The sequence below is a fragment of the Burkholderia sp. Bp8986 genome (assembly GCF_003854225.1).
Lineage (GTDB): Bacteria > Pseudomonadota > Gammaproteobacteria > Burkholderiales > Burkholderiaceae > Burkholderia.
The window spans coordinates 71,411-95,379 of record NZ_QTQM01000023.1; the positions used below are offsets into that span (position 1 = coordinate 71,411).

At 61.7% G+C, this 23,969-nt stretch carries 21 protein-coding genes; 5 read left to right on the forward strand and 16 right to left on the reverse strand.

The window, feature by feature from the left end; all coding sequences use genetic code 11:
- Positions 1 to 56: 56 nt before the first annotated feature.
- The 14 genes from pepE to DID99_RS21000 all read right to left on the reverse strand — a co-directional run bounded on the left by pepE (position 57) and on the right by DID99_RS21000 (position 16,463).
- A complete protein-coding gene (gene pepE / locus DID99_RS20935; RefSeq protein ID WP_260444638.1) occupies positions 57 to 791 on the reverse strand; it encodes a dipeptidase PepE in 735 nt (244 codons plus the stop codon).
- A gap of 69 nt (positions 792 to 860) precedes the next feature.
- Positions 861 to 1,529 (reverse strand): AroM family protein, encoded by a 669-nt coding sequence (locus DID99_RS20940; RefSeq protein WP_185733801.1) that lies wholly within the window; start codon positions 1,527 to 1,529, stop codon positions 861 to 863.
- Between the two features lie 19 nt (positions 1,530 to 1,548).
- Positions 1,549 to 2,487: a DUF1177 domain-containing protein gene (locus DID99_RS20945; protein ID WP_124667470.1), complete on the reverse strand. Its 939-nt coding sequence runs from the start codon at positions 2,485 to 2,487 to the stop codon at positions 1,549 to 1,551.
- Positions 2,488 to 2,501: 14 nt separating this feature from the next.
- Positions 2,502 to 4,115 (reverse strand): OPT/YSL family transporter, encoded by a 1,614-nt coding sequence (locus DID99_RS20950; RefSeq protein WP_311767496.1) that lies wholly within the window; start codon positions 4,113 to 4,115, stop codon positions 2,502 to 2,504.
- Between the two features lie 157 nt (positions 4,116 to 4,272).
- Complete coding sequence (locus tag DID99_RS20955) at positions 4,273 to 5,046, reverse strand: IclR family transcriptional regulator (protein WP_185733802.1); 774 nt, start codon at positions 5,044 to 5,046, stop codon at positions 4,273 to 4,275.
- Positions 5,047 to 5,205: 159 nt separating this feature from the next.
- Positions 5,206 to 6,006 carry an ABC transporter permease subunit gene (locus DID99_RS20960; RefSeq protein ID WP_124667501.1) on the reverse strand — a complete coding sequence of 267 codons (801 nt, stop codon included), beginning with the start codon at positions 6,004 to 6,006 and terminating at the stop codon, positions 5,206 to 5,208.
- 5 nt (positions 6,007 to 6,011) lie between these two features.
- Positions 6,012 to 6,977 carry an ABC transporter permease subunit gene (locus DID99_RS20965; protein WP_124667472.1) on the reverse strand — a complete coding sequence of 322 codons (966 nt, stop codon included), beginning with the start codon at positions 6,975 to 6,977 and terminating at the stop codon, positions 6,012 to 6,014.
- The gene (locus tag DID99_RS20970) at positions 6,974 to 8,128 is read right to left on the reverse strand and encodes an ABC transporter ATP-binding protein (RefSeq protein WP_124667473.1); all 1,155 of its coding nucleotides are present in this window, start codon (positions 8,126 to 8,128) and stop codon (positions 6,974 to 6,976) included. Before DID99_RS20970 ends, DID99_RS20965 begins: the two co-directional genes overlap by 4 nt.
- Before the next feature lie 68 nt (positions 8,129 to 8,196).
- Entirely contained in the window at positions 8,197 to 9,678 is a 1,482-nt protein-coding gene (locus tag DID99_RS20975; protein WP_124667474.1) for a DUF3138 family protein, read from the reverse strand.
- Between the two features lie 94 nt (positions 9,679 to 9,772).
- Positions 9,773 to 10,975 carry an extracellular solute-binding protein gene (locus tag DID99_RS20980; protein ID WP_124667475.1) on the reverse strand — a complete coding sequence of 401 codons (1,203 nt, stop codon included), beginning with the start codon at positions 10,973 to 10,975 and terminating at the stop codon, positions 9,773 to 9,775.
- Positions 10,905 to 12,485 carry a hydantoinase/oxoprolinase N-terminal domain-containing protein gene (locus tag DID99_RS20985; RefSeq protein ID WP_124667476.1) on the reverse strand — a complete coding sequence of 527 codons (1,581 nt, stop codon included), beginning with the start codon at positions 12,483 to 12,485 and terminating at the stop codon, positions 10,905 to 10,907. Before DID99_RS20985 ends, DID99_RS20980 begins: the two co-directional genes overlap by 71 nt.
- Positions 12,482 to 13,681, reverse strand: a complete 1,200-nt coding sequence (locus DID99_RS20990; RefSeq protein WP_221623056.1) for a DUF917 domain-containing protein — start codon at positions 13,679 to 13,681, stop codon at positions 12,482 to 12,484. Before DID99_RS20990 ends, DID99_RS20985 begins: the two co-directional genes overlap by 4 nt.
- 129 nt (positions 13,682 to 13,810) lie before the next feature.
- A complete protein-coding gene (locus DID99_RS20995; RefSeq protein ID WP_185733803.1) occupies positions 13,811 to 15,382 on the reverse strand; it encodes a PucR family transcriptional regulator in 1,572 nt (523 codons plus the stop codon).
- A 439-nt stretch (positions 15,383 to 15,821) separates the two neighbouring features.
- Positions 15,822 to 16,463 (reverse strand): response regulator transcription factor, encoded by a 642-nt coding sequence (locus DID99_RS21000; protein WP_124667478.1) that lies wholly within the window; start codon positions 16,461 to 16,463, stop codon positions 15,822 to 15,824.
- Between the two features lie 317 nt (positions 16,464 to 16,780).
- On the opposite strand from DID99_RS21000, the gene DID99_RS21005 reads away from it, so the two are divergent.
- Complete coding sequence (locus tag DID99_RS21005) at positions 16,781 to 17,104, forward strand: flagellar transcriptional regulator FlhD (RefSeq protein WP_124667479.1); 324 nt, start codon at positions 16,781 to 16,783, stop codon at positions 17,102 to 17,104.
- Positions 17,101 to 17,703, forward strand: coding sequence for a FlhC family transcriptional regulator (locus DID99_RS21010; protein WP_124667480.1), 603 nt, complete (start codon positions 17,101 to 17,103; stop codon positions 17,701 to 17,703). Before DID99_RS21005 ends, DID99_RS21010 begins: the two co-directional genes overlap by 4 nt.
- Here the strand turns inward: DID99_RS21010 and DID99_RS21015 are convergent.
- Complete coding sequence (locus tag DID99_RS21015) at positions 17,700 to 19,511, reverse strand: hybrid sensor histidine kinase/response regulator (RefSeq protein ID WP_124667481.1); 1,812 nt, start codon at positions 19,509 to 19,511, stop codon at positions 17,700 to 17,702. The two genes, DID99_RS21010 and DID99_RS21015, sit on opposite strands and share 4 nt — an antisense overlap.
- A 1,115-nt stretch (positions 19,512 to 20,626) precedes the next feature.
- Between DID99_RS21015 and DID99_RS21020 the strand changes: the two genes are divergently transcribed.
- Positions 20,627 to 21,502 (forward strand): BPSS1187 family protein, encoded by an 876-nt coding sequence (locus DID99_RS21020; protein WP_185733804.1) that lies wholly within the window; start codon positions 20,627 to 20,629, stop codon positions 21,500 to 21,502.
- 171 nt (positions 21,503 to 21,673) lie between these two features.
- Positions 21,674 to 21,925, forward strand: a complete 252-nt coding sequence (locus tag DID99_RS21025) for an energy transducer TonB (RefSeq protein ID WP_124667483.1) — start codon at positions 21,674 to 21,676, stop codon at positions 21,923 to 21,925.
- 103 nt (positions 21,926 to 22,028) lie between these two features.
- Here the strand turns inward: DID99_RS21025 and DID99_RS21030 are convergent, their stop codons facing one another.
- The gene (locus DID99_RS21030) at positions 22,029 to 22,967 is read right to left on the reverse strand and encodes a LysR family transcriptional regulator (protein ID WP_185733805.1); all 939 of its coding nucleotides are present in this window, start codon (positions 22,965 to 22,967) and stop codon (positions 22,029 to 22,031) included.
- Positions 22,968 to 23,114: 147 nt separating this feature from the next.
- On the opposite strand from DID99_RS21030, the gene DID99_RS21035 reads away from it, so the two are divergent.
- Complete coding sequence (locus DID99_RS21035) at positions 23,115 to 23,912, forward strand: aspartate/glutamate racemase family protein (protein ID WP_124667485.1); 798 nt, start codon at positions 23,115 to 23,117, stop codon at positions 23,910 to 23,912.
- Positions 23,913 to 23,969: the final 57 nt, after the last annotated feature.

A 23,969-nucleotide genomic window follows, 5' to 3' on the forward strand; every position in this document is an offset into this window, starting at 1 on the left:
TCGATCAACGACAAGCCACCATCGATTCCGGTGCCCGCTGACGATCGACGCGCCGATCACTGCCTGGAGATGGGCCAGCTTCCGTCGATCACCGGCCCCTTGATTTCACCCAGGTTGAATATCTCGTTCGCCGTCAGGCGAATCGCCCTGTGTGAATCGACGAAATGCAGTGCGGCCTGGTCGCCCAATACCATCGCGGCGGCGCCGTCGACGAGCAGTGCGGTACCCTCCGGCAATGCGACGACGTGCTCCCGGGGATTGATCGCGAGAAACTCGGCGATTCGCTCCTCCCGGCTTTCGCCGTTGAACCCCGCCGGTTTTCCGCTGATGAAATGCGGATTGATCTGAAAATGGACCAATCCGAGCGCGCGCAAGGTCGGCGGCTGAACGATCGGCATGTCGTTGGTCGTACGGATCGTCGGACATGCGACGTTGCACCCGGCGCTCCAGCCGATATATGGCATGCCGTCATTCACACGTTCCCGGATCGCATCGACGATGCGTTCGTCATACAGACGCTTGAGCAGCGCGAACGTATTGCCGCCGCCGATCGCGATCGCCTCCGCTTCGGCAATCGCCCGAAGCGGATCGGTGCGATGAATCGACTCGAGTTCGAAGCCGATCTGTTCGAAAACGGGGCGCGTCATTTGTTCGTATTCGTCGTAGGTCGACGTAATGCCACCTGCATAAGGGACGAACAGAATCCGCTTTGCACGCCCCTTGAGCGCAACATCAATCTGCTCGCGCGCATGCGCCAGATATCCGAGATCGCCCTTGCGAGAACTGCTCATCAACAGAAGACGTTTCAATTTTCTTCCTTCAATACAATACCGTTGCCGCGACGACGGCGCGGACAACATTCATATCCATTCGGCGACCAGTTTGGCCGCCAGAGAATTCGACAGGATCACCGGGCATCGCGCCTCGTGAGAAGCATATTCGCGATGACGCTGTTCATATCCCATGCAGTCGAGCACCAGCATCTGCGCCCCGCGTGCGCGTAGCGCACGCGCGGCCGCCGTCAACGCCCGGTTGTCGCCGGTATAGGGTGACCACGCTTCGTACAACGCCGGCGTCGCCAGGCGTTGCCACTTCGACGTCGCCGTTTCGATCTGTTCGCGAAGCGGTACGATGACCCCGACTTTCCACGATTGAGCCATCACACCGACTACCGCCGGAATCATCTTGTCGGGCTCGAAAAGCCGAGCACGCCTGCACGAAAGGCCGTCGAATTCGCCGGTGCACAGCAGCAGAACTGCGTCGCATCCTCGCGCTTCGAGGCGCCCGAGCATTTCCTGCATTGCAACGCCGACAGCCTCTTTGTCGAGGACGACGGTCGTACCGTCTGCAATCCGCGTAACGAGCTTTGGTTGCATCTTGCGGGGCGCGAAGCGTCTATTCATTTCGGCGCGTGTCAGTCCATCCAGCACTCCGGCATGAACACACCTCACGCCGTGCGGCATCGATGCCTCGACGACCGGTGCGATATCCGGCCTCGGCGCCTGGCCGATCGTCAGCGTGGCAAGCACTCGATGACTCATTTCTGCATCAACCGAGCGCGCGTCGCTGCTGGAGGTGCGCGAGCGAGCCGTACAGTTCGACGAGACGGTCATACTCTTCCATGTCGTGAAGCCGACATTTTCCGTTCGTGAATGCTTTCGCAACCTCGGTCATGAATGCGACGGCCGACGCGATGTCGATTTCATGACTCGCGCCCGTACCACAACCGGGCACCGTCGCCTCGGTCGAGATCGCGACGCCGACCACCGGCGCAGACGTCGAAATCGACGGTTGCATGATGCTGTTCAGATGATGCACGCCGTTCCCGTATGGCGTGATGTCCTGAGTCGTCACCGGAAACGTGACGGGCAGTCGGCCGGTCGTCATCTCCATGATTCGCAGCAGGTCCTCCGACACGCGCAGGATATAGCCCTGCTTGACCGTCGGTGAAATCGCGAACCCCTTGTGATTGAGAATCCTGTTCCCTTTCGTCGTATCGACGGAAAGGACGGCATCCATCTCGGGCAGCACTTCCTGAGCTTCGATCTTTTCGAACTCGACCGGCGAATCCATGAAGTCGACGGGCTCGCGCGGTTGGGTCGGTGCGTCTGGACACACGTGCGTCGTGATGATCACGTCGCCTGCCAATGCGTCGCCCCGTTCGCGCATGGTTGCCAGTTTGAGTGCCGTGGCCACCGCCGCGATGGCACCGTCGGCATCGGATACCAGACCGATGCACGCCGGCCTCGCGCCCAGACCGCCCAACCGTCCGACGATACCGAGCGTCGGTGCATGGCCTCCCGCCCGCTTTCCCGCGCGTCCCGGGATCGTCATCCTGACGAAATCGGTATCGCCCTTCGCCCCGACAAGAGGTGTTACCTCGATCTCGACTTCAGGAAACAATCGAAAGAGCGCTTGAATCGTTTGACCCGACGCATAGGCGCTGTCGAGCGCTTCGAATACCTGGATGGTTTGATGCAAACTCATGTGACTTACCTTGGTTATTTACCCGTCTTGCCCAACGTGACCAGAGGGCTGACGAAACTGAACAGCGCATCACCGGCGATGACGCCCGCGGCGAACGTCTCCATGCCGCCGCGCGCTGCTTCGCCACCCATGCGCTCGATCACCAGACGCAACGCGATGCCGGTCAATACGCACCAGCCCGCCAGCGGACTTGCAATCAGGAGGCCGGTTGCGAGCAACACGCCGATCTGACGCTTCGGGCCGCCCAACCATTGGGCAATCGCACCGGGAATCGCCCAGATCGCCAATGACTTCGCGACGTCCGCCGCGACACCGGCCTTGATCGTCGCCACGTAAACCTTCGCGACGGGCGGAATCAGTCCGGCGTGGAAATAGCTGCGATGCGCGAAATAGACGACCAGAATCGAGATGACGAACGCCAGCGTCGCCGCAAAGAACTGCTGCTGCCGCCCCGCGATTTCAAAGTTCGCGTTCTGGCCGCGACCACGCAGCAGATAACCGGCTTTCAGGTCATAGCCCATGTCGGCGAATGCCGGGCCCGTCGCCGCGGAAAAGCCGCACAGCAACGCCAGTGCGATCGGCGGAAAGCCGATCAGCATGCCGACCAGCAACGTAATCAGCGCGACCGCGAATGCCGGAAACCATCCGGAATGCATCGCGGCGATGCCGACGATCAGCTCATGCACGAATGCCGCCAGCGCCGCGTACAGCACGAACGCCATCAACATGCCTGGCGACATCTCCGTGAACAACCCGCCCAGCACCGCGAGCATGGCAGCGATCGACACGTAGGCGATCGCGCCGAACCGCAGCGACTGGCCGAGCACCCGGACGCCCCTGGCGGAATCGGAATGCTCGGCGTCGGCATCGCGCCGCCCCCGAATGATCATCACGGCCTGCGTCAGCGCAACGACGCCCGCGCCAATCATGATCCCGTGAGGGATATACGCCTTGGCGATATCAATTCCGAGGATCGGCTGCGAATAGCCGCGCAGCAGCAGACCGATGCCGAACATCAGAAGCGACCAGGTATTGCCGATGAACGCCGTGCCGAACGCGGACATCGGAATGTTGAACCACGATCCGATCGCCCCCACCGCCACCCCGGCGCCGAGAAGACGAGCCTGGCGGCCGCCCTGGTCACCGGCCTTGATCGCCTCCGCGGCGGCGATGCCCGGCGGCCATGCACCGGACGCGGGAAACAATCGCGTATCGAACATCCGATACAACAGATAGCCGTCGAGCAGCATCGCCAGCGCGGCGCCGGCGAACATCGGCATTACCAGGTCGGAGCGACCGAATACGTATGGAATGGCGATGGGCAGCAACAAACTGTTGGCGGCGCCGAACGTCGCGGCGGAAATCGCGCTCTGAGCCAGGTTCTGCACGTGAATCGACCGGTATCCGGCAAACAGACGAAGCGGTACACGCCCCAGCACCATCGCAACAAGCGCGCCGACAATCGACGTGATCGGCGTGACGCCAAGTGAAGTTACCACTTCGATGCCGATGATCGCCCCGACTATACTCAGTACTACCAATAGAATTGCATTTGAAAAAGTAAACGTACCCGGATGAACTTCCTGAGACAACTCGTCATCCGGCATCGACTTCCCGACTGAGGACATATCAGTATTCCTTTTCTGTAACACCATCAATTTCGATTAGTCATACTTATTTAAGTGACCGCGCAGCTATCTGGAATGGCATCGACAGCCTGCCGCTCCAGACTGAATACCGGTCAGAAACCCGCGTACGAGCGACGGTGCTGCGTTCGATGCAGCATCAGGCAGCCGCCGCCGGTCCCGTCGACCAGTACGGATCACCGACCGTGCGGCCCAGCTGGGATGCCTGTTCGCGCATCGTCGCAGCGAGACGCTCGATCTCCGCCGGCGTGCTCATCGTGAGCGGAAACGTCAGACTGAATGCCAGCGATTCACCGCTGGAAGGATCGCCGACCGCGCATCCGACCGCACCGATCCCCGGCAGCGATTCGTCCAGCGCGACCGAGAAGCCGGTGCGACGGGTCTCCGCGATCCGCCGCAAGAGTTCGGCGACTGTATCCGGCGCAGCCGACGAGGTTGCCGGCAACCCGGCGGCGAATCGGTGCGCGACAGAGTCGTCGGTCTCTCGCGCGAGGAGTGCCCGGCCGGTCGAACCGGCCCATGCGGGCCCGCGTTGCCCCGGAAAGGTGACGACGCGCAACGGATGAATGCCGGGGTGAACGCGGAGCACGACGACTTCCTGCTCGTCGAGGACGGAGATGTACCCGGTATGTCCGGTCTGTTCGCACAATCCGCTCAGCGCCTTGTCCATCATGCTGAGCAGGGGCGTCGACGCCCGAACCATGTGCGCAAGTTCGAGGAGCATCAACGCCGGCCCGTAGGCAAGCGTCCCGGGATCGCGTTCGAGGAGCTTCTGCTCCGCCATCTGCTTCAAGACACGCGACGCCGAACTCTTCGGCATATCGAGGTGCTGGACGACATCGCTGACTGTCACAGCCCGCCGCAGACGAGTCAGAAGCTGAAAAATCGCACTGGTGTTTTCGAGAGAGCCCATCATCGGTTCCATATTTTGGAACTAAGTTCCACAATAAGAAACATGATGAGGGCAACCTCCCTAGACAACTAGTAGGAATTTCCCGGACTGCCCGGTCACGGTCCGCCCCTGTTTTCGAAGAATGCGCCGTCGGATCCCGGCCGGCAGCCGAGTTCGCCGTTACCGCGCAAATCGAACCTGCCGGCGTTTCAGACCGCTCGCCGTCAGCACGATCAGCGATACGCCCCCGATCATCACGGTTGCCAGCGCGTTCATCTCCGGATTCATCCCGAGCCGCACCCGGGAGAACACCACCAGCGGCAGCGTGGTCGAACCCGGCCCGGAGAGAAATGCCGACAGAATGAGGTCGTCGAGCGAAATCGTGAACGACAGCAGCCATCCGGACGCGATCGCTTGAAAGATCGCCGGGAGCGTCACGTGAAAGAACGCGGCGACCGGGCCGGCACCCAGATCGAGCGCAGCTTCCTCGATGGCGATATTCAGCTCCTTCACGCGCGACTGAACGATGACCGCGACGTACGAGACGCACAGCACCGTATGTCCGATCGCCATCGTCATCCAGCCGCGCCCGGACGGCCAGCCGAGACACTGCTCGAGCGCGACGAACAACAGCAGCAACGCGATGCCGAGTACCACTTCCGGAATGACGAGCGGCGCATTGATCAACAGCGAAAACGCGGACCGCCCACGAAAGCGATTGAAGCGCGCGAGAACGAAGCCCGCCCATGTGCCGATCAGGGCCGACAGGCATGCGGTGCAAAACGCGATCTTCAACGAAAGCCCGGCCGCATGCAGCAGTTCGTCGTCGCGCGTCAGCTCGGCATACCATCTCAACGATGCATGGGACCACACGCTTGCCAGCTTCGAATCGTTGAACGAGTAAACGATCACGCTTGCGATCGGAAAATACAGGAATGCAAATCCGAGAACGAGCACGAGCACACTCGCCTTGCCAGTCATGTTCTTCACGCCGTGCCTCCACGCTCGCGGTTCTGGTAATGCTGAAATGCAGCGATCGGCACGAGCAGCAACACCATCATCGCGACGGTGATGGCCGCCGCTGCCGGCCAGTCCATATTGTTGAAAAACTCGTCCCACATCAACCGCCCGATCATCAACGTGTCGGATCCGCCGAGCAATTCAGGAATCACGTATTCGCCGACCGACGGAATGAACACGAGCAAGCTGCCGGCGACAATGCCGTTTCGCGCGAGCGGGATGGTGACGCGAAAGAACGCCTCCACCGGCCCGGCACCGAGATCGTAGGCCGCCTCGAGCAGGCGCATGTCCATCTTCATCAGGTGCGCGCACAACGGCATGATCATGAACGGCAGGTACGAGTACACCATCCCGATATAGACGCCGATATCGGTGTGATAGAGGCGCAGCGGCGATGCGATCAGACCGGCCGCCATCAGCGCGCGGTTGAGGATGCCGTCGTCCTTGAGAATGCCGCTCCACGCATAGACCCGCAGCAGGAATGACGTCCAGAACGGCAACATCACTCCGAGCAGCAGCACGTTCCTGCGCGCCGGCGACGCCCGCGAAATGCAATACGCGAACGGGAAGCCGAGCACGAGACACAGTGCGGTCGAGATCGCCGCGATTTTCAGCGAACTGAAGTAGGTCGACACATAGAGACTGTCGGTCAGCACGTTGGCGTAATGCTGCAGGCTCAATATGATCCGAATCAGCGAATCCGACACGACGATCGTGTCCGTATAGGGCGGGCTTCGAAGCGCGACGTCTGAAAAACTGATCTTGAGGACCAGCAGAAACGGAATGGCGAGCACCAGCGCGAGCCAGGCCGACGGAACGGCGATCGCGAGGCTGCGCCGGCTCGGCGCAATCGAGCCGAACCATGCCGGCACGCGTTGCAGCACGGTCGGCAACCGGCGGCGCTGCGTCAACTGAATACGGGAGATGTTCATGCCGTCAGCACCATCACGTCGTCTGCATCCCAGCACAGGGTGACCTCTTCTCCCGCGGCGGGCAGGCGATCAACCGTCCCGCCCGCGACCGGCACATGCGACAGCAATGTCCTGCCGCTCGCAAGCGCAACATGGAAGCTCGAATAATCGCCCATGTACACCGTGTCGACGACCGTGCCGACAGCGCAGTTGCGTTCATCGGCAATCCGTCGGCGCGACACCCTGACCCGGGTCGGCCGGACCGAAACGGCGACCGCCATGCCGGGCGAACCCGTGATGCCGTGGCCGACGTATATCTCCGACTCGAGTTGCCCGCAGCGGATCACCGTATGATCCGGGCTGCTCTCGTGTATGGTTCCCTCGAGAATGTTGGTCGTGCCGATGAAACTCGCCGTGAACCGGCAATTCGGATATTCGTAGACGTCGCGAGGCGTTCCCGTCTGCACGATGTTTCCGGCGCTCATGATCGCGAGACGGTCAGCCATCGCCATCGCCTCCTCCTGGTCGTGCGTCACCATGATGCAGGTCACGCCGACCTTCTCGATGATCTTCACGAGTTCCAGCTGGGTCTGCTGGCGAATCTGCCGATCCAGTGCCGACATCGGTTCGTCGAGAAGCAGGAGCTTCGGCTGTTTCGCCAGCGATCGAGCAAGCGCGACACGCTGCTGCTGCCCACCGGAAAGCTGATCGGGCCGCCGGTTCGCGAACGAGGCCATCTGCACCAGTTCGAGCATCTGCATGACGCGCTCCCTGCGGGCATGCCGTGTCATCTTTTCCCATTTCAGCCCGAACGCGACGTTCTGCGCGACGCTCAGATGCGGAAACAGCGCATACGACTGAAACATCATGTTGACCGGCCGCCGATACGGTGGACATTCCGTGATGTCCGTGCCGTCGACGAGGATGCGGCCCGAAGTCGGCGCCTCGAAGCCGGCCAGCATCCGCAACAACGTCGACTTTCCGCATCCGGAGCTGCCCAGCAGCGCGAACAGTTCGCCCTTGCCGACGCAGAGGTCGACCTCCTGCACGGCAACCGCATCGCCGAACTTCTTGACCAGCTTCTCGATGCGGACGAATCCGGCATCGCTGTGCGCCGGGTCGCTTAGGTTGGCCGGCCGCTGAAACAGCGGTGCGGCGTCGGTGAGATTCATGGAGTGCTCGCTCGTCTGAAAATGAAATCGGATTCCGTCGGCATGCGCGTCATGCGCGATGCCCGAGGTCAGAACGTATAGACCAGCGTCGTGCCGATCACGTCATTGCTTTTTCGCCACGAGCCGTCGGCGCGCTGGAACACGTTCTTGTTTGCCCAGTCATGGCGGTATTCGACCTTGATCGTGTAGTTCACGGCCGGGTAGAACATCAGGTCGAACGCGACGCCCTGCCGATTCGCCCCGCGACATTCGAGTCCGTTGTCGCTCGACGCGGCCAGACAGGACGGATCGATCCCGAAGCCGTTCAGGCCGTCGGTTCCGGCCGAGGCGTTGCCCGCCAGCGCGCTGCCGCCGACATAGGTATTCCCGCCTCCGCCGCCGTTACGGCTGTCGTTCAGATAATCCCAGCGCAACGCGACACCCATCAGGCCGATCGTCGGCAGGTGCCATTTGCGCGTATACAGCATCGAAAGCCCCCACCACGTTGCATCCCGTCCGTTCCATGCCGCATGCTTCTGCTTGCCGAAGTCCACTTCCGCGTTGAACGTCGTGTCCGCGACCGCGTAGGTCGCGTCGATGTCCATGAACATGTAGGTCGAAAACGGCGATGCAGCCGTACAGTTGTAGCCGAAGCCTCCCGACGCGCAATCCCCGCCGGCATTGCCCGAATAGATCGGCTGGCGGCCGATCGCACCCGACCACCCCACGTCCCAGGCGCCCTTGCTGCGATCGATCCGCCAGTTGATCATCGGCGTGAGACTCGTATGCAGGCGTCCGCTCGAATCGGATGCGATCGCCGCGTGCGTCAGGTTCTGCGCATTGCCGACGATCACCTTCCAGCTGTAGTCGCCCTTGGACCCGTTGTATCCGGCGCCGACGAAATAGCCGGGAATGCTGAAGTCGTACAGGAGGTTGTGCGTCAGCGTCGGCAGCAGGTTGGATTGCTGCGACTCGTAGCCTGCGACGCTGGGCATGAGGCCGAACAGGAACTGGTTCGTGTCGTCGTGCGGGATCGTCACGAAGGCCGTATTGAAAATATTGTTTCCCTTGGCACCGTCGAGCGTCGTATTGCCGGCACCGCGGTTGGGTTGAATCTGGATTTCGGCCGAAGGGGCGGTAGGCCCGACGCCGAACGTCTTCTTGATGTCGAGGTATACGTCGCCCATGTTGCCGCCATAGTACGTATACCCGCTGTTGTGATCGAGAAACGAGACGCCGCCGCTGCGCGCATTCCGGTTGTACAGATACATCGGATCCAGATAGCCGGTGATCGACAGGCCGGCGATCGGCCCCTCGCTCGCTGCCGTACTGAGTGTCTCGACCTGCAGATTCTGTCTGGCCACTTGTTGCTTGAGATCGGCGAATTCCTCCTCCGAAACACCCGGATTCGCGCTCCCCGACTTCGCCGGCGCATCCTTCGCGGCCCGCTCCAGACTTTCGACCTTTCTTTGCAACACCTGCAACTGCGCCTTCAGTTCGTCGACGACCGTGTCCGCATGGGAAACTGCCGGCACACAGGCCATCAGCAACGCTCCAATCCGCTTGCTCATCCCGCGCCTCCTCACCGTGCCAATTATTTCGTTATGCATATCAATATGGATGTATTCATCGCGTGCGACGCCGTCATGTCGGCGTCGCGCCTGCTTATCGCCCGGCTTTCAGCTCGAGGTAATCCCGATTGATCTGGCGCATCAGGGAAATCGGCAGCGGCTTCTCGAGCGTCACCCGCTTCATGTCCTCGGGGGGCGGAAAGATGGCCGGATCGTTCATGATCTTCGGATCGATCAGCGGACGCGCAGCGCTGACCGAAGTCGGATACTTGAGCTCATTGGTTTGCGTGGCCGATACATCCGCGCGCAACATGAAATCGATGAACTTCATCGCATTCTCCTTGTGCGGCGAGCCTGCGGGAACGGCGAACATGTCGACCCAAAGCGGCGCACCCTCCTTCGGAATGACGAAGGTCAGATCGAATTTTCGTCCTGCCGCCTTCGCCTGGAGCTTCGCCGTTTGTGCGTCGCCGGAGTACGCCACGGCGGCGCATACGTCCCCTCCCGCGAGATCCGCGATATAGCTGGACGAGCTGAACTGGGTGACATACGGACGAATCGCCTTGAGCTTGTCGAGCGCGGTCTTGAAGTCTTTCGGGTCCTGCGTATCGGGATTGAGCTTCGCCCCGAACAACGCATCCTGGAAAGTCTCGCCGCCGTTGTCCTGCAGCGAGATCCCGCACGACTTCAGCTTGCCGGCCCACTTCGGGTCGAAGATCATGTCCCAGCTGTTCAGCGGCGCATCCGTGCCGGCACGCTTCCTGACCTCGGTCAGGTTGTAGGCCAGCCCCGTGATGCCCCATACGTACGGCACGCCATATTCCCCCTTGGGATCGTTGATCCTGATCAGATTGACGATCTGCGGATCGAGGTTCTTCAGGTTCGGCAACTTCGCCGGATCGAGCCGCGCGAACAGGCCGGCATCCTTTTCCTTCGCGAAGTAGTTGTTGCTCGGCACGACGATGTCGTAGTCCGACCGCCCCGCGAGCAGCTTGGTCATCAGCGTGTCGTCGGTGTCGTAAACGTCGTACGTCACCTTGATGCCCGTTTCCTTCTCGAACTTCTCGACCGTGCCCGGCGCGATGTTTTCCGAGAAGTTATACACATGAAGCACTTTGGCCTCATCGGCATGCGTCGCCGTGCAACAGACCGCCGCCGTGATCGCGCACGAAACCGCCGCGATAATCGCCTTCAGATTGGATTGAGTAAGCATGGCTGTCATGCACCTATTGACGATGTGAAGGATGCGCCGGCGACATAAGGCGACCGGCCACCTTGAACCGGATTCGCGTCGCATTGCCGGGAAGATAGGAAAGCGGCACGTCCTCCTGCTCGAGGATCTCCACCGTCGCCGGATCGGCGCCCGCGTGAACGGCGGCCCGGATCGCTTCGTCGCGCAACGACGCCAGCGTTTCGTCGCGAATGTCGTCGCGCATCGTCACGATGCGATCGACCTCGCCGCTGACGTCGCCGATCGCCACGCCGATCGCGTTGGCCGCACCGAAGTTGGCCGGCCGGATGACTTCGTCGGCACCGTCGATGCGATCGGGAAACAACGCGCTTCCGCCGCCGACCAGAATGACCGGCAACGGCACACCGCTGGTCCTGATTCGCTCGACACCGCCCGCCAGTTGCCGCAGCACCGCATTGAATGCAGCCCGACAGAAGCCGGCCGACACGTCCGGCACACGATCGCCGATGCAAAGTCCCGTGCCGAGAACGGACGCGACGTCGGTCAGCGTCAGCGTCGATCCGCCGAACACCATCGCTTCGCTGGTCAGTCGATAGCCAACGCTTTGCGGGCCGATCACCGGAACACCGTCCGGACCGCGCGCGATCACCGTGCCGCCGCCGATGCCGAGCGAAATGATGTCCGGCATCCTGAAGTTCGTCCGCACGCCGCCGATGTCGACGGCAAGCGCGGACTGGCGCGGGAATCCCTTCATCAACATCCCGATGTCCGCGGTAGTGCCGCCGACGTCGATGACGATCGCGTCCTTGCGCCCCGAGAGAAACGCCGCGCCCTTCAGCGAATTGGTCGGCCCGCACCCGATCGTGAGCACCGGAAACGCACGCGCGACATCGGCCGCCATCAGCGTGCCGTCATTCTGTCCGATCATCGCGCGCGCATGGTCGAGCCGCGTCGCCTTGAGCGCGTTGCCGAAACCGGCGATCACGTCCTCGATCACGTCGCCCAGCGCCGCATTCAGGATCGATGCGTTCTCGCGAGGCAGAAAGCCCACCGATCCGATCCGGTGCGAAAGCGTGACGGGAATCGCGCCGAGTTCATCCCGCACCCACTGCTCGACCAGGCACTCCTGTTCGGGATTGATGTTGGAAAACACGCCGCACACGGCAATCGCGTCGATGTTGCCGCGCCATTGGCGAACGGTGTTCCGGATCTCGCTCTCGACGAGCTTGCTGAGGAGACGGCCGTCGTATTCGTAACCGCCGCCCACGATGCGCCATTGCAAACCCACCGCCGCCGCGAGATCGCACGGCCAGTTGGCCAGTGGCGGCACGGACGCGGATGACGGCCCCGCCAGCCGCAGCAGACCGACGCGCCGCAGCCGTTTGCGTTCGACGATCGCATTGGTGCAATGCGTGGTGCCGAGCATCGCCAGTCCGATCTCGTCACGCGCAATGCCGGTATCCGACAGCAACTGCTCGATGGCGGTGCGCACGCCGCCGAACACGTCGACGGTCGTCGGCACCTTCGCCGTCGCGATGCAGGTCAGGTTTTCATTCAGGATCGCGGCGTCCGTATTCGTGCCGCCAACGTCGATTCCGATTCGATAGACGGTCATGCGCGCCTCCTTGCGATCGATTCGACCGGCTCGTAGTCCACCTCGTAGCCGAAATACCGGGGGCCGGTCGTCCGGATACCCTGCTCCGTGCGCCACTGGTCGTGACACGGGCAGGCGAGCAGCGCGACCCGCATGCCGTAGGTCAACGTTTCCGTCGGAATGGCATGGCCGGTTTCATGATCGACGAGCGTGATCAGGTCAGGCGTGGTCGCCAGCACGCCTTGCGCATCCCGCGCAACCAGAAACTCGTTCTGGAAATTCACGGTCACGCTGCGCCCGGTGTCCTGCTCGATGCCCGCGATCACCATCGAGCCGCGCGTGAATCCTCCCGTCGTGCGACGCTTCAGGTCGGCGATCTTTCCTTCGATCAGCAGGTAGCCGTTCAGCGCGTCGGCCAGATCGGTCACGACGTTGCCGGTCTGACGATCACCGGCGCGCGAAATCAGCCGGCCGATATCCTCGGCCAGCGTGATCGAGCCCGGTATCGCGCACCGGCGTACTTCCTCGCCGGTCAGCGGGAAATCGCAAGCCGTTGCGTTCGCACCCATTGCGTCCACCAGCGGACGACAGAGGCGTTCCCCCCATTCACCATCGATCGGATGCACGGTCGCGCGATTGCCGCGCTCGTCGGCAAACGTGGCGATGCGGGCAGCCAGGCCATGCAGATGAAACGACACCATCTGATATTCCGGAAACGCGCGTCCCATCGCATCCGCGTCGACGACCGGCAGCCGGCGTCGCGCGGCCAGGATGAGCGGCACCAGCGAATTGCCGCCGCCGATCTCGACCGGCATCGTCGCGAACGCCCGCTTGCCGAGCGCGGCCTGCATATCGTCGAACACGATGTCCAGCTCCCGCCCGGACGGCAATTTTTCGATCGAGACCGCGGGCGCGCCCATCATCGACGTCGGCAGGATCAGCGCGCCGGCCGGCACCTCGTTCACGTCCAGCAGTTCGATCGGGCCGCTGCGGCGAATTTCGTCCAGCGCGATATAAAGCCCGATCGCCGTGTCGCCTCCGCCGCCCGTTCCCAGGACTGCCGCCCCCAATGCGATGTTTCTCACCGCGTCTTCGTTAAGCTGCCGCATGCATGCCCCCTGCCGCGGCGCCCGGTCGACTGCCCGGTTCGTTTGTCCGTCGTTCCATGTCTTGAGTGCCCCTTCGGTTCTCGGGTTGGATCGCCACGCCGGATGCAACTCGCATCCGGCAGCGTGGTACCGAGAATCGGGCGCCAAATTCGGACGGTCACTAGACAAGATACGCAACGGGAAACGGGGCGTTTATCCCGGCGGGATAACAGGGCGGCCGTACGGGGCGAAGCCGCGTCAGCCGGCGCTACGCGACAACTTCAGCGCGAAGTGCAGCCCGAACTGGGCGGCGTCCCGGAGGGGCACGCAGCCGACGATCTGCTCGATCTTGTCCAGCCGGTATTTGAGCGTCTTGGGGTGAATGCCGAGGCGATGGGCCGCCAGCTTATGCGACTGGCCCGCGTCGAAGAACGCCTCCAGCGTACGCACGAGATCGCTTTCCTGTGCCCGGTCGTGACATGCGAGCGCACCGACCATGCTGTCGACCCAGCGTCGCGCGGCCGGCTGCGACGCGATCTGGCGGAACAACACGTCGAGCGCGACATCGTCGTACGCGACCGGGCCGTCGGCCAGCGCGGCAGCGTCGAGCGCCAACACTGCCTGTGCGTCCAGCACGCTTCGATACAGGTCGAGCGCGGAGTCGACCGGCGCGCCGCATGCGATCCGCCAGGCCTCTCGCCCGGTATCCGCGAGGCGCTCCCAGATCCGGCGAAGCCGCATGTCGATCGCCTGCCGCGTGCCGTCGGACGACGCACCGCGCGGAATCGACGGCAACCAGAGCAAGCGTCCGTCCCACTCGAACACGAGCGGCTTCGATTCGATTGCATAGATCGCCCGCCAGATCGCCCGGCTTCTTGCCTCGAGCGGCGTCGACGCATCGCATGACGGCCGCGCGGGCTCGAACAGAACCGCCACGCTCAGCGACGACAGATCGAGCGACTTCGCCAGCGCCAGCGCATCCGCCCGATCGACGTCGCCTGCGGCAAGCTGCGCGAGCCAATCCCTGAACGGCTCGGCGTAGGCCTCGTCGGCCACGCGCTGTTTCGTCAGTTCCAGCGTCAGAAGTGCCGCCGCCTGCTCCATCGTCGCGACTTCCAGCGGGCTGGGTTCCAGCCCGTCGGGCACGTTCACGATCAGGTAGCCGTCGACCGGTGTATCGGGCCGGCGGCCGAGGGCGACCATCCAGGCGGCACTCCTGACCACGGTCCGGGTCGGCACGATGGACGCCGGCAGATTGGCGGCGATGTCGGCGGCCCCCCATTCGTCCGATGCCGCATAAAGCACACCGCGATCGTCCAGCACGACGACCGACCGTCGCAGCACGCGCGCGAGCAACGACACGAGCGTATTTAATCCGCCGCCGTTCAACATTTCCGTCAGCAGCTGCTGCTGAATCATGCCGGCTTCGCGCGCGACGTAGCCGTCCTCGCGCTGAACGGCGCAGATGAGCGGCGTCAGGATTTCCGCGTAATCGACGCTGAGCGGGAGCTCAAAAAGCGGCAGCGAGAGCTCGTCCGCCATCTGCAATACGGCCGGCTGCAACGGATCGATCAGTCCGGCCTGAAACACGAGAGCCGCGCAACCGCCGCGGCTCAATTGTCTGATCAGTGCGACCTGCCGATTCGTGTCGCTTCCCGTAAAACTCAATGTCGTCAGAAACAGATGATGGCGAATATCCCAGTCTTCCTCATGCTCGGTGACTGTCTCGAGTACATTCACATGATGCACGACATTCGTCTGGCCGCCCTTTCCGGCGATCAGTCGAGCCTCCTTCATTCCACCGACGCGAGACGCCTCGTCGACTGTCATCCCCATATCGTCCCCCCCTCTGTTCCGGCTCTGATTGCTGTAGCTTCCGCTCCCGGGCGCTCCGCCGCGAAGTGCCGGCATGATACCGAGCCAATAGACATTTGAGGACTCCCCCGGTGTGGAGGACCAAAAACTGGAACCGGGTGACTCACGTGAAGCCGAAGCGAGAGAAGTTGATGTCCGACGGCGCCAACATGCGGATCGCCGATCCCGTGGACGCGCGCCTGCGCCGCAAGGCGACTCGATGGATGCAGTGGTCGCGGATGGCTGCGGGCGTCGACAACGACGGGATATTTCCGGAACCAGGTTTCGAATTCCGGGATTCAGTCGGCAAGCGCCGGAAAATCCAGGCGGTTCAGCGTGAGGGCTCTTCCTTCGGCTCAGGATTCGTCATGAGCCTGCACGCCAGTGATGAGCCGAACCCGCATCGACCCGGACCTCACAGGAGACCGGCCTTTCTCGCGGCGGCCGCCGCCTGGGTGCGATTCAGCACGTTCAGGGCTCTGAAGATGGCTGTCACGTGGGCCTTGACGGTCTTCTCCGACAGATCCAGCTTGTCTGCGATGACTTTGTTGGGGACGCCATCGGCGAGATACCGGAGTACTTCGATCTGTCGCTGCGTGAGTGGTCCGCTGGGGGAAGACGGTGCCGGACGCGGGAAGTCGTCGGCACTCGGTGAGACTTGTTGGTCGAGCACCAGCGGCGGCACGTAGTGCTCGCCGTTCAGCACCATCTTGATCGCGGAAAGGACGGTATGCGGGCCGGCCGATTTCGGCACATAGCCGAGTGCGCCGCGCCCAAATGCAGCGCGTACATCGCCGGGATCTTCGGACGTCGACAGAACGATGATCTGTACTTCAGGACGAAGGCCCGCAATCGTAGAAATGGCTTCGAGGCCATTCATCCCGGGCATCTTCAGGTCGAGCACAACGGCATCTACCTCGGTATCCTGACAAAGTATTTGCATGGCTTCGTCTGCATTGCCGACCTGTTCGACAATCAGGCCTTCCTCGCTCTGGCAAAGCAGGGCCGCTACACCGTCCCGAAGGACCGGATGGTCGTCGACGATGAGTATCTTCATTGCAATCGACCAGACGAGTAATCGATGTAAGGAAAGGTCTTAAGACCTTCGCCCTATTCAGGCTTCCTATATCAATAGGATAGTCAAAGGTCGTAATGCTTCAGTCTTATTTTAATTTCTCGCCTCGCTGGCCCAACGTCGCGTTTACATTTTCTCGAAAATTGCCAAGACTGAATCTCGTTAGTTCCTAATGCGAGTCGACTGCGTGGGAGTAAATTCGGGTACTCATCGTCAATGGACGACGCGATGACGATTTCAGGCCCACCAACCCGAACGGCATTGATTTGATTGTATCTTCGATGCAATTGGAGTAAGCCATGAACATTACCAATACCGGCGACGCAGTATGGGAATTGAATATGTCGTATCTGTGGCTCGCGCAACGCTTGCTGCAGGAAGATCACGCGAAGGGCATGTTTCGTCTCGGCCTGACGGCCGATATGGCCGCCGCGCTGAGCTCGCTGTCAATGAAGCACATGATCGACCTTGCGTCGTCAGGACAGTTGCTTTGCATACCTCGTCCGGGGACGCATGATGTCGTGCGAGCCTTGATGCGGCCGACGCCACCCGTCGATATCGGGCGCCTGCATGTCGCCATGACGCTGGCGACCAGCAGGCCGGACGCCGAGGAGGCCGTATGAACCGCAACGTCGAGCGACCGAAACTGGCCGATGACGCGAAGCTGGTGATGGATGCGGTTGTTCTGATCCGGCTCGGCGCGCGCCTCCCGATGCTGCAGAGCGAGGTTGCGCTTGCACATGATCGGCTGGCCCGCCTTCATCGCGAGGTAACGGGCACCTTCGCGACGAAGGGAATGCTGCCCTTCTCCACTGACTGGTACATGACCTGGATGGCGAATCTCCACGCATCGCTGTTCTTCGGCATTTACCGGTTTCTACGGAAAGAGGCGGGTTGCCGCCGGCTCGATGCACTCGCCAAGGCGTACGACGAGTACACGGCTTGTTGCGAGATGGTCCGGTCGGGGCCCGTGCTGACCGTGACGCGCGCATGGATGCTGGTGCGATTTGTCGACGGCGCCGTACTGGGTACCGTTCGGTGTGTCGAATGCGGCGCCAGATTCATCGCGTATTGCCATGACGTTCGTCGTCAGCCGCGCTGCGTTGGGTGCCATCTGCCGGCGCGTGCAGGCAAGCGCAGGCCGGCATGCGCCATCGATCTGCGGGTCGGTCGCATGATGCCCAGGAAAAATCCGCCGCACCCGGGCAAGCGTTCCGGCTAGCCTTCATCGCTCCCGGCCCGCGCACGCGCGCCGGCCGCGATGAGATTGCCAATCGCGGCACGCAGCTTGCCATTCGGGATCGGTTTGTGGAGTAGCAAGCAACCGCTGGCATGCGCCTCTGCGAGCCGTTCGGCTCCCGTGTCGCCACTGATGAGCATTGCGGGAATTTCCACGTTGTATTCGCTGCGTAGTCTCTCGATGACTTTGAGGCCGTTGGTGCCGCGGAGTCGGAAGTCACAAATGATCAGATCCGGGAGCCTGGAACACGCGGATAGTTGCTCGACCGCATCTTCGTCGGAGTCCGCGACAACCGTCTCGTAACCCCACATGCCAAGCAGTCTTGACATCCCCTCCCGAATCGCGGGCTCGTCATCCACGATAACGACGAACCCTCCGGTTTGAATGAAAGCGCGAGTGATCTCCGGGGACGTGCTCAATTGCCGGGGTGTCTCGTCGGAGCGGTCCAGACACACTTCGAAGCATGACCCGCGACCGGGCTCCGAGCGGACGGTCAGACCGCATTCCATCAGGTCAACCATGCGGCGTACTATCGCGAGGCCCAATCCAAGGCCTTTACCGCGATCGCGCTCGGGATTGTCAAGCTGGTAATACTCCTGAAATATCAGATCAAGCTGATCGTGTGGAATACCCCGCCCCGTGTCCCATACTTGAATCGCGATGCGTGTTCCCCGGCGGCGACAGCCAACTACTACCCGGCCGGTATCCGTGTAACGTATTGCGTTCGACACGAGATTGCGCATGACACGTTCGAGTAGCACCGGATCGGTATCGACGATCGCTCGGCACGGTACGCGTGACAGCCGAAGATTTTTTTCCGACGCGTCGAGTACGTGGTCGTTGCATACGTGTGCCAGCAATGCATCGAGCTGGAACGGCCGCCGGTGTACCTCGATTACTCCGGCGTCGAGCCGGGAGACGTCGAGCAGGGCACCGAAAAGCATGTTCAGCGTGTCTGTCGACTGCTCGATCCGAAGAAGGATTCGCTCCTTTTCGGAAGACGTCACCGCGCCGCGCAGCGCACCGACCAGCAGACTCAGCGCGTGAGACGGTTGGCGCAGGTCATGACTCGCCGCCGCGAGAAAACGCGATTTGGCCAGGTTCGCTTCTTCAGCAATGTGCTTCTGTCGCAACAGGTCGACCGCAAGCTGCTTCGCGGTTTCGTTGCGCGCACGCAAATCGGTCGCGAGCTGTTCGGCCTGGAAGCGCAAGCGGATGTTTTGTGTCGCGCTCCGGTTGGCGAGCAATCCGAGATAGGCGATGACACATATGAACAGGAACATCATGGGAGCGGTCGCCTGCTGGACCCGGTTGGCCGAGAACGCAGCAACCAGAACATACGGAACCGTGGCCGGCAACAGGAATGCAAGGAACGCGGGGAAGTAGGTGCCGAAGACGGGGACCGCGCCTGCGACCACGCCGAGCGTGGCGGTCACTGCAAGACTCTCGACCTCGAAACCGCCCCCGTATGCGAGCCGGATAGACGACCAGCCCCAGCCGATGCCAGCCGCCGCGCTGCATGCAATGAAGGCCGCCGCCCAGCGCGATCCAAGACGCACTTTCGTCGCCGAGCGCGGATAGCGCCAGGCCAAAACGGCATGGACGATGGAACAGGCCGCAATGTACGCAACCCACGCGGGACCGGCAAATGGATCGAGGTGCCCCAATCGATTCAGCGAAATCGCGAGCGTAGCAGCCAGGAGCGTGCCGCCGGACACGCTCAACGTCACGGTGCTGTAAACGATCTTCACCTGTTCCACGGCAATCGGATCCTGCGGATGCATCGCCATTTGATGAGCTCCGTTCCCCGCCTGCGGAATTCCAGCATCGCCTCAACGAACGGCATCGATCAACACACCTTGCAGGACGACCTGCGGCCGCTCGGTACTGCAATCAGTATGGCTCGCGCAATGCGACGGGTCTACGGTGCTGCACGCCAGAGCACTAAATCACATCGGCGAACAAGAAAAATGAAACGAGAATAGCCAGCACCACGATGCACGTCGTATTGATAGCGATCAGAAAATTGCGTCGGCGCCTGGCCACATTCCCGATCGGGTCGGCGCGGCGACATCCGGGACACGGGTCCATCGTTCGCGCGTCCAGCACGTGGTGACATGCAGGGTTCGGACAATACCTTGCCTCATTGCGTCTATTTCTCATACATATATTTCCGCCTCTGAGACGATCCGCAACTGAACACACAGTCGAGCACGACGTTCATGCGATCCTGAATTTGTCTGGACATTTGTCATTGACACGGATTCGGACGATGTCTCTTCACGCGAGCATTCGGGTCGCGCCAGCCTGACCGAAAACCAGTTTCACTATTCGGCACTGCAAATTGTCACAACGACTCCATCCGTTCCACTTTAAACCTTTCTCATTCGAACTGTGGGTAATGACAATGAAGAAGCTGATTGTCGCAGCCGCTTGCCCCTCGCTTGCATCGACGTGTTCGCGGACGAGCGTGACAATTCATGACAGTCGGCCCCTGATTTAAGACGTATTCTTGTTCTTGCAATGATCCTCCAATCGTTGCTTGTCCGAGTCGGATGTGTCAGTCAACCACCGAATCTCCCCCGGGTCCGGTGGTTCTTTTTTTCCGGCATCGCATATCGGCAGCCGAGCGGGCGACAGCACGGATTCGCCAACAGCCTTGCACGCCCCGACGCCGGTCCGATGCTCCCGCGTGATAGAGCGCGCTGGAAATCGATTGGCCACATTTCAATGGCAAACTTGAGTGGCACGTTTGCGTTCTATCCAGGTCAACGTCACCAGGCCATCGCCGTCCGACTCCATCGGTTCAGTGACGCCTTGCACCGTCAGGGCGAGATCTTCATGAGGTGAGACAGTGCGATTGAAAGAGATTCGGCATCCGTGGCAAAGACGAATCGGAGCGGTCGTGGCGGTCGCACTAGCCGTCGCTGTCGCACCTCCCGCCTTGGCGACAATCGATCGACAGGTCGTGCGACCGTCCGATACCGATGACACGATTTCCGCCGGCATCGAGCCGTACATTGTCTATTCGGCGCGGGGAGGCGCACCGGGCCCGCTTCTGGTCTTTATTCCCGGAACCGGCGGGGAAACACCTAAAACCGCGAAGACCGAACAGGCATTCATCGGGACAGCGCTCACCCACGGTTATCGAGTCATCGTTCTGTCGTACATCGATACACCGGCGATCGCTCAAGTCTGTACCAAGCGCGTTCTGGCGAAGGACCCGGCCTGCGCCGAACAGGTACGCCAGAAGCGCGCATTCGGCGACGGCACGACCACACGGATCAACGATGCGCCGCAAGACGCCATCGTTCATCGCTTGACTGCCCTGATTCGCTATCTTGCGGCGCACGATGCCGGCGACCATTGGGAGCAGTATCTCGTGGGCGCACAGTTGAATTGGCGTGCGATCGTCCTGTCCGGGCAGTCGCAAGGAGGTGGAATGGCGGCCTACATCGCGAAACGTATCGCGATCGGCGGCGTGATCGACTTCTCGGGCGGTTGGGACATGCGCTCCGATGACGATATTGCGTCCTGGTATTCCGCGCCGAGCGCAACGCCGCCGGAACGCTGGTACGGAACCTACCACGTCGCCGAGAAGTTCGCGTCAGCGATTGCGGCATCTTATCGAGCGATGGGTATACCGGCATCGCATCAATTCTTGCTGAGCAAACCCGTTCGCCATCCGAAAGGAAAGAACCCGGGACATGGCGAAGGAGCAAGCAATCCAGTGTATCGGGGAATCTGGGAGACGATGCTGACCGGGCTCGAGCGACGCTAGCGACGCGGGCAGCACCGTGGTGGCCGCGATCGGGAAGCAGGGTTGGCACTGGAAACGCGCGATATCGGCGTCGGGAGCGCAAGACGTCGCGTGAGGCCTGGCGCGACGCGTCCCGAGCCGTCGCCGAACTCGGTGATAACGAGAAATGACCGGAGGGTTGCCGAGAAGATCGTGTCGCTGATGGATCACCTGTCGTCCCGCGGAATGGAACAGCCACTGACACAAAGATGTGTACTGGTGCGCGTTTGGCTCGACGAGAAGGGGCGCGTCCGCGACCTCAAGGTCAGACGGAGCTGTGTCGATCCGGATCCCGACGAGAAGCCGCTCCACGCTATCGCCGTCATGCAGTTTCCGGGCGGCCATCTCGGGTCCGGTCGAAGACCCGCGAAGCGCTCGCATGGCCTCGCTTCTTCGGTGGATTGATGTTCCCGCGCGCCAGCCGCCTCTTCCGAATGGCGGGCGCGGAACATCCATGGCGGCCGCACCAGCCTGTCGCGCGCAGACCCGGCCTCCAGTCCTCGAAGTCTTAGCGCTCGCGGTTACTGCATCCGTCGAGTTCGTCGACCCTCGACGCAGCGTTTTTCCAGATCCGCTCCACCGTGCTGTCCGGATCACCTTCCTGCAAAGCAATTCGGCACAGCTCGATGCTCAACGGTTCCACGGTGGAATCGTCGCCGACGATTTTCAGCAAACCCGATTGCAGCTCCCGAGCGATGGTCAGTTCGGGAAGCCAGGCAATTCCCTCGCCCAGCAGCGCGACGGCCTTCAACGGCTCGACCAGTTCCGCCTCGAAATGAAGCGTCGTTCGGCGTTCGATATCCAGCCGGTCGTACAGATTGCGCGTGACACGCCCCAGAAACGACGTTTTTCTGTAACCCAGGATCGGAATTCGCTGTCCCGCCACCGCATCCAGCGAGTGGAGCGGATGCCCACCACTGTCGCAGCCGGCCACCGGAACCAGTCGATCATGTCCGATTCGTATACAGCGGATGCCGTGTCGCTCGAGATCGTCGGCAACGCCGACGCTTCGCCAGCAAATCAGAAGCTGACTCGCACCACTGCGCAATAGTTCGACACATTCGTCGAAGTTAGCGGTCGCGATCATCGTAGTCACCTCTTCCTGTTCCTGGTCGACCCACCAACCAGGGAAAAACGCTCCCGCCAGCGAGTGTGGCATCACGAATCGAACCGTCCGGTCAGCCGCCGACATCGAACCGCGCGCTTGCGAGCGACTGCCGTACAACTCGCCGATGACGCGCTCCGCCACATCCAGGAACTGCTCGCCCGCCGCCGTCAGCACGACCGGGTAACGACTGCGATCGATCAGCGCAACGCCATACCAGTTCTCCAGCGCCTTCACGCGCCGGCTCAATGCCGGTTGGGTTGCATATCGTGTCCTGGCGGCGCTGGAAAAATTTTGCAGGCGCGCCACGGCGACAAAGTCCTCCAGCCACTTCAATTCCATCGATCGCTCCCTCATCCGTTTTCACGTCGATCCCTGCCAGGAAAAAACTATTCCCGATTCGCATAGTTACCGCTAAAAGCGGCATTGGCGCTCGCTTGTCGCCGCGGCTAGCCTTCCGTCGTGGCTTCGACTTTGACGGACACGCCAATGCAAAATTCATCGGGATTGCCGGAATTGATCATCGGGGTACTCGGCGGCATGGGACCTTTGGCTGATATCGATTTCGTCAACAAGCTCGTTTCCGCGACGCCGGTCGTACACGAGCGTGAGTATCTACGTGTTCTGCTCGACTCGAATCCGAAAATACCCGACCGTCAGCGCTCGATCGCCGCGATGAGCGAACGCATTCTCTCCGCCGACGACAACCCTGGTCCGGTACTGGCCGACATGGCACGGCATCTCGAGCACGCAGGCGCAACGCTTCTCGTCATGGCATCGAATACGGCACACGCATTCGAAGCCTACATCCGCGCAGCCGTTTCGGTTCCGTTCGTCAGCATCATCGAGGAAGCCTGCGACGCGGCCTGCCGCCTGACCGAGCCGTCGCGGCGCGTTGGCATCCTGGCGACCAGCGGTTGCCTGGAAACGGGCCTCTACCAACGTGCAATGTGTCGTCTGGATTGCGAACCGATCCTGTTGACGGACCATCGACAGGAATGCCTGATGCAGTTGATCCATCACATCAAGCTGGGACGTGCCACCGACCGATCCCGGGAGCAAATGCGCTTGCTTGCCGAATCGCTCGTCGATGCAGGTGCCGACGTCGTTATCGCCGGGTGCACCGAGATTCCGCTAGCGCTGTCCGGCCTACCGCTGTCACGCCCCGTAATCGACGCAACCGACAACCTCGCGCAGCGCGTCGTCCGGTATGCCAGGCACCTCGAACCCCTTCCCGCCAGAAGCCTTCCCCGTGCCGGCGGCACATGCGAAAGCCGTGCCTCGTGACGCAGCATGCCGACCGCTGAAGACTGGCGCGCCGGTCACGTTCCGCGCAAGAGGAAC

What these genes read in the sequence shown, in the direction of transcription:
- pepE (WP_260444638.1), bottom strand. Translation starts at nt 791, where the DNA reads ATGAGCAGTTCTCGCAAGGGCGATCTCGGATATCTGGCGCATGCGCGC.
- DID99_RS20945 (WP_124667470.1), bottom strand. Translation starts at nt 2,487, where the DNA reads ATGAGTTTGCATCAAACCATCCAGGTATTCGAAGCGCTCGACAGCGCC.
- DID99_RS20950 (WP_311767496.1), bottom strand. Translation starts at nt 4,115, where the DNA reads ATGTCCTCAGTCGGGAAGTCGATGCCGGATGACGAGTTGTCTCAGGAA.
- DID99_RS20955 (WP_185733802.1), bottom strand. Translation starts at nt 5,046, where the DNA reads ATGGGCTCTCTCGAAAACACCAGTGCGATTTTTCAGCTTCTGACTCGT.
- DID99_RS20960 (WP_124667501.1), bottom strand. Translation starts at nt 6,006, where the DNA reads ATGACTGGCAAGGCGAGTGTGCTCGTGCTCGTTCTCGGATTTGCATTC.
- DID99_RS20965 (WP_124667472.1), bottom strand. Translation starts at nt 6,977, where the DNA reads ATGAACATCTCCCGTATTCAGTTGACGCAGCGCCGCCGGTTGCCGACC.
- DID99_RS20970 (WP_124667473.1), bottom strand. Translation starts at nt 8,128, where the DNA reads ATGAATCTCACCGACGCCGCACCGCTGTTTCAGCGGCCGGCCAACCTA.
- DID99_RS20975 (WP_124667474.1), bottom strand. Translation starts at nt 9,678, where the DNA reads ATGAGCAAGCGGATTGGAGCGTTGCTGATGGCCTGTGTGCCGGCAGTT.
- DID99_RS20980 (WP_124667475.1), bottom strand. Translation starts at nt 10,975, where the DNA reads ATGCGACGCGAATCCGGTTCAAGGTGGCCGGTCGCCTTATGTCGCCGG.
- DID99_RS20985 (WP_124667476.1), bottom strand. Translation starts at nt 12,485, where the DNA reads ATGACCGTCTATCGAATCGGAATCGACGTTGGCGGCACGAATACGGAC.
- DID99_RS20995 (WP_185733803.1), bottom strand. Translation starts at nt 15,382, where the DNA reads ATGACAGTCGACGAGGCGTCTCGCGTCGGTGGAATGAAGGAGGCTCGA.
- DID99_RS21000 (WP_124667478.1), bottom strand. Translation starts at nt 16,463, where the DNA reads ATGAAGATACTCATCGTCGACGACCATCCGGTCCTTCGGGACGGTGTA.
- DID99_RS21005 (WP_124667479.1), top strand. Translation starts at nt 16,781, where the DNA reads ATGAACATTACCAATACCGGCGACGCAGTATGGGAATTGAATATGTCG.
- DID99_RS21010 (WP_124667480.1), top strand. Translation starts at nt 17,101, where the DNA reads ATGAACCGCAACGTCGAGCGACCGAAACTGGCCGATGACGCGAAGCTG.
- DID99_RS21015 (WP_124667481.1), bottom strand. Translation starts at nt 19,511, where the DNA reads ATGGCGATGCATCCGCAGGATCCGATTGCCGTGGAACAGGTGAAGATC.
- DID99_RS21030 (WP_185733805.1), bottom strand. Translation starts at nt 22,967, where the DNA reads ATGGAATTGAAGTGGCTGGAGGACTTTGTCGCCGTGGCGCGCCTGCAA.
- DID99_RS21035 (WP_124667485.1), top strand. Translation starts at nt 23,115, where the DNA reads ATGCAAAATTCATCGGGATTGCCGGAATTGATCATCGGGGTACTCGGC.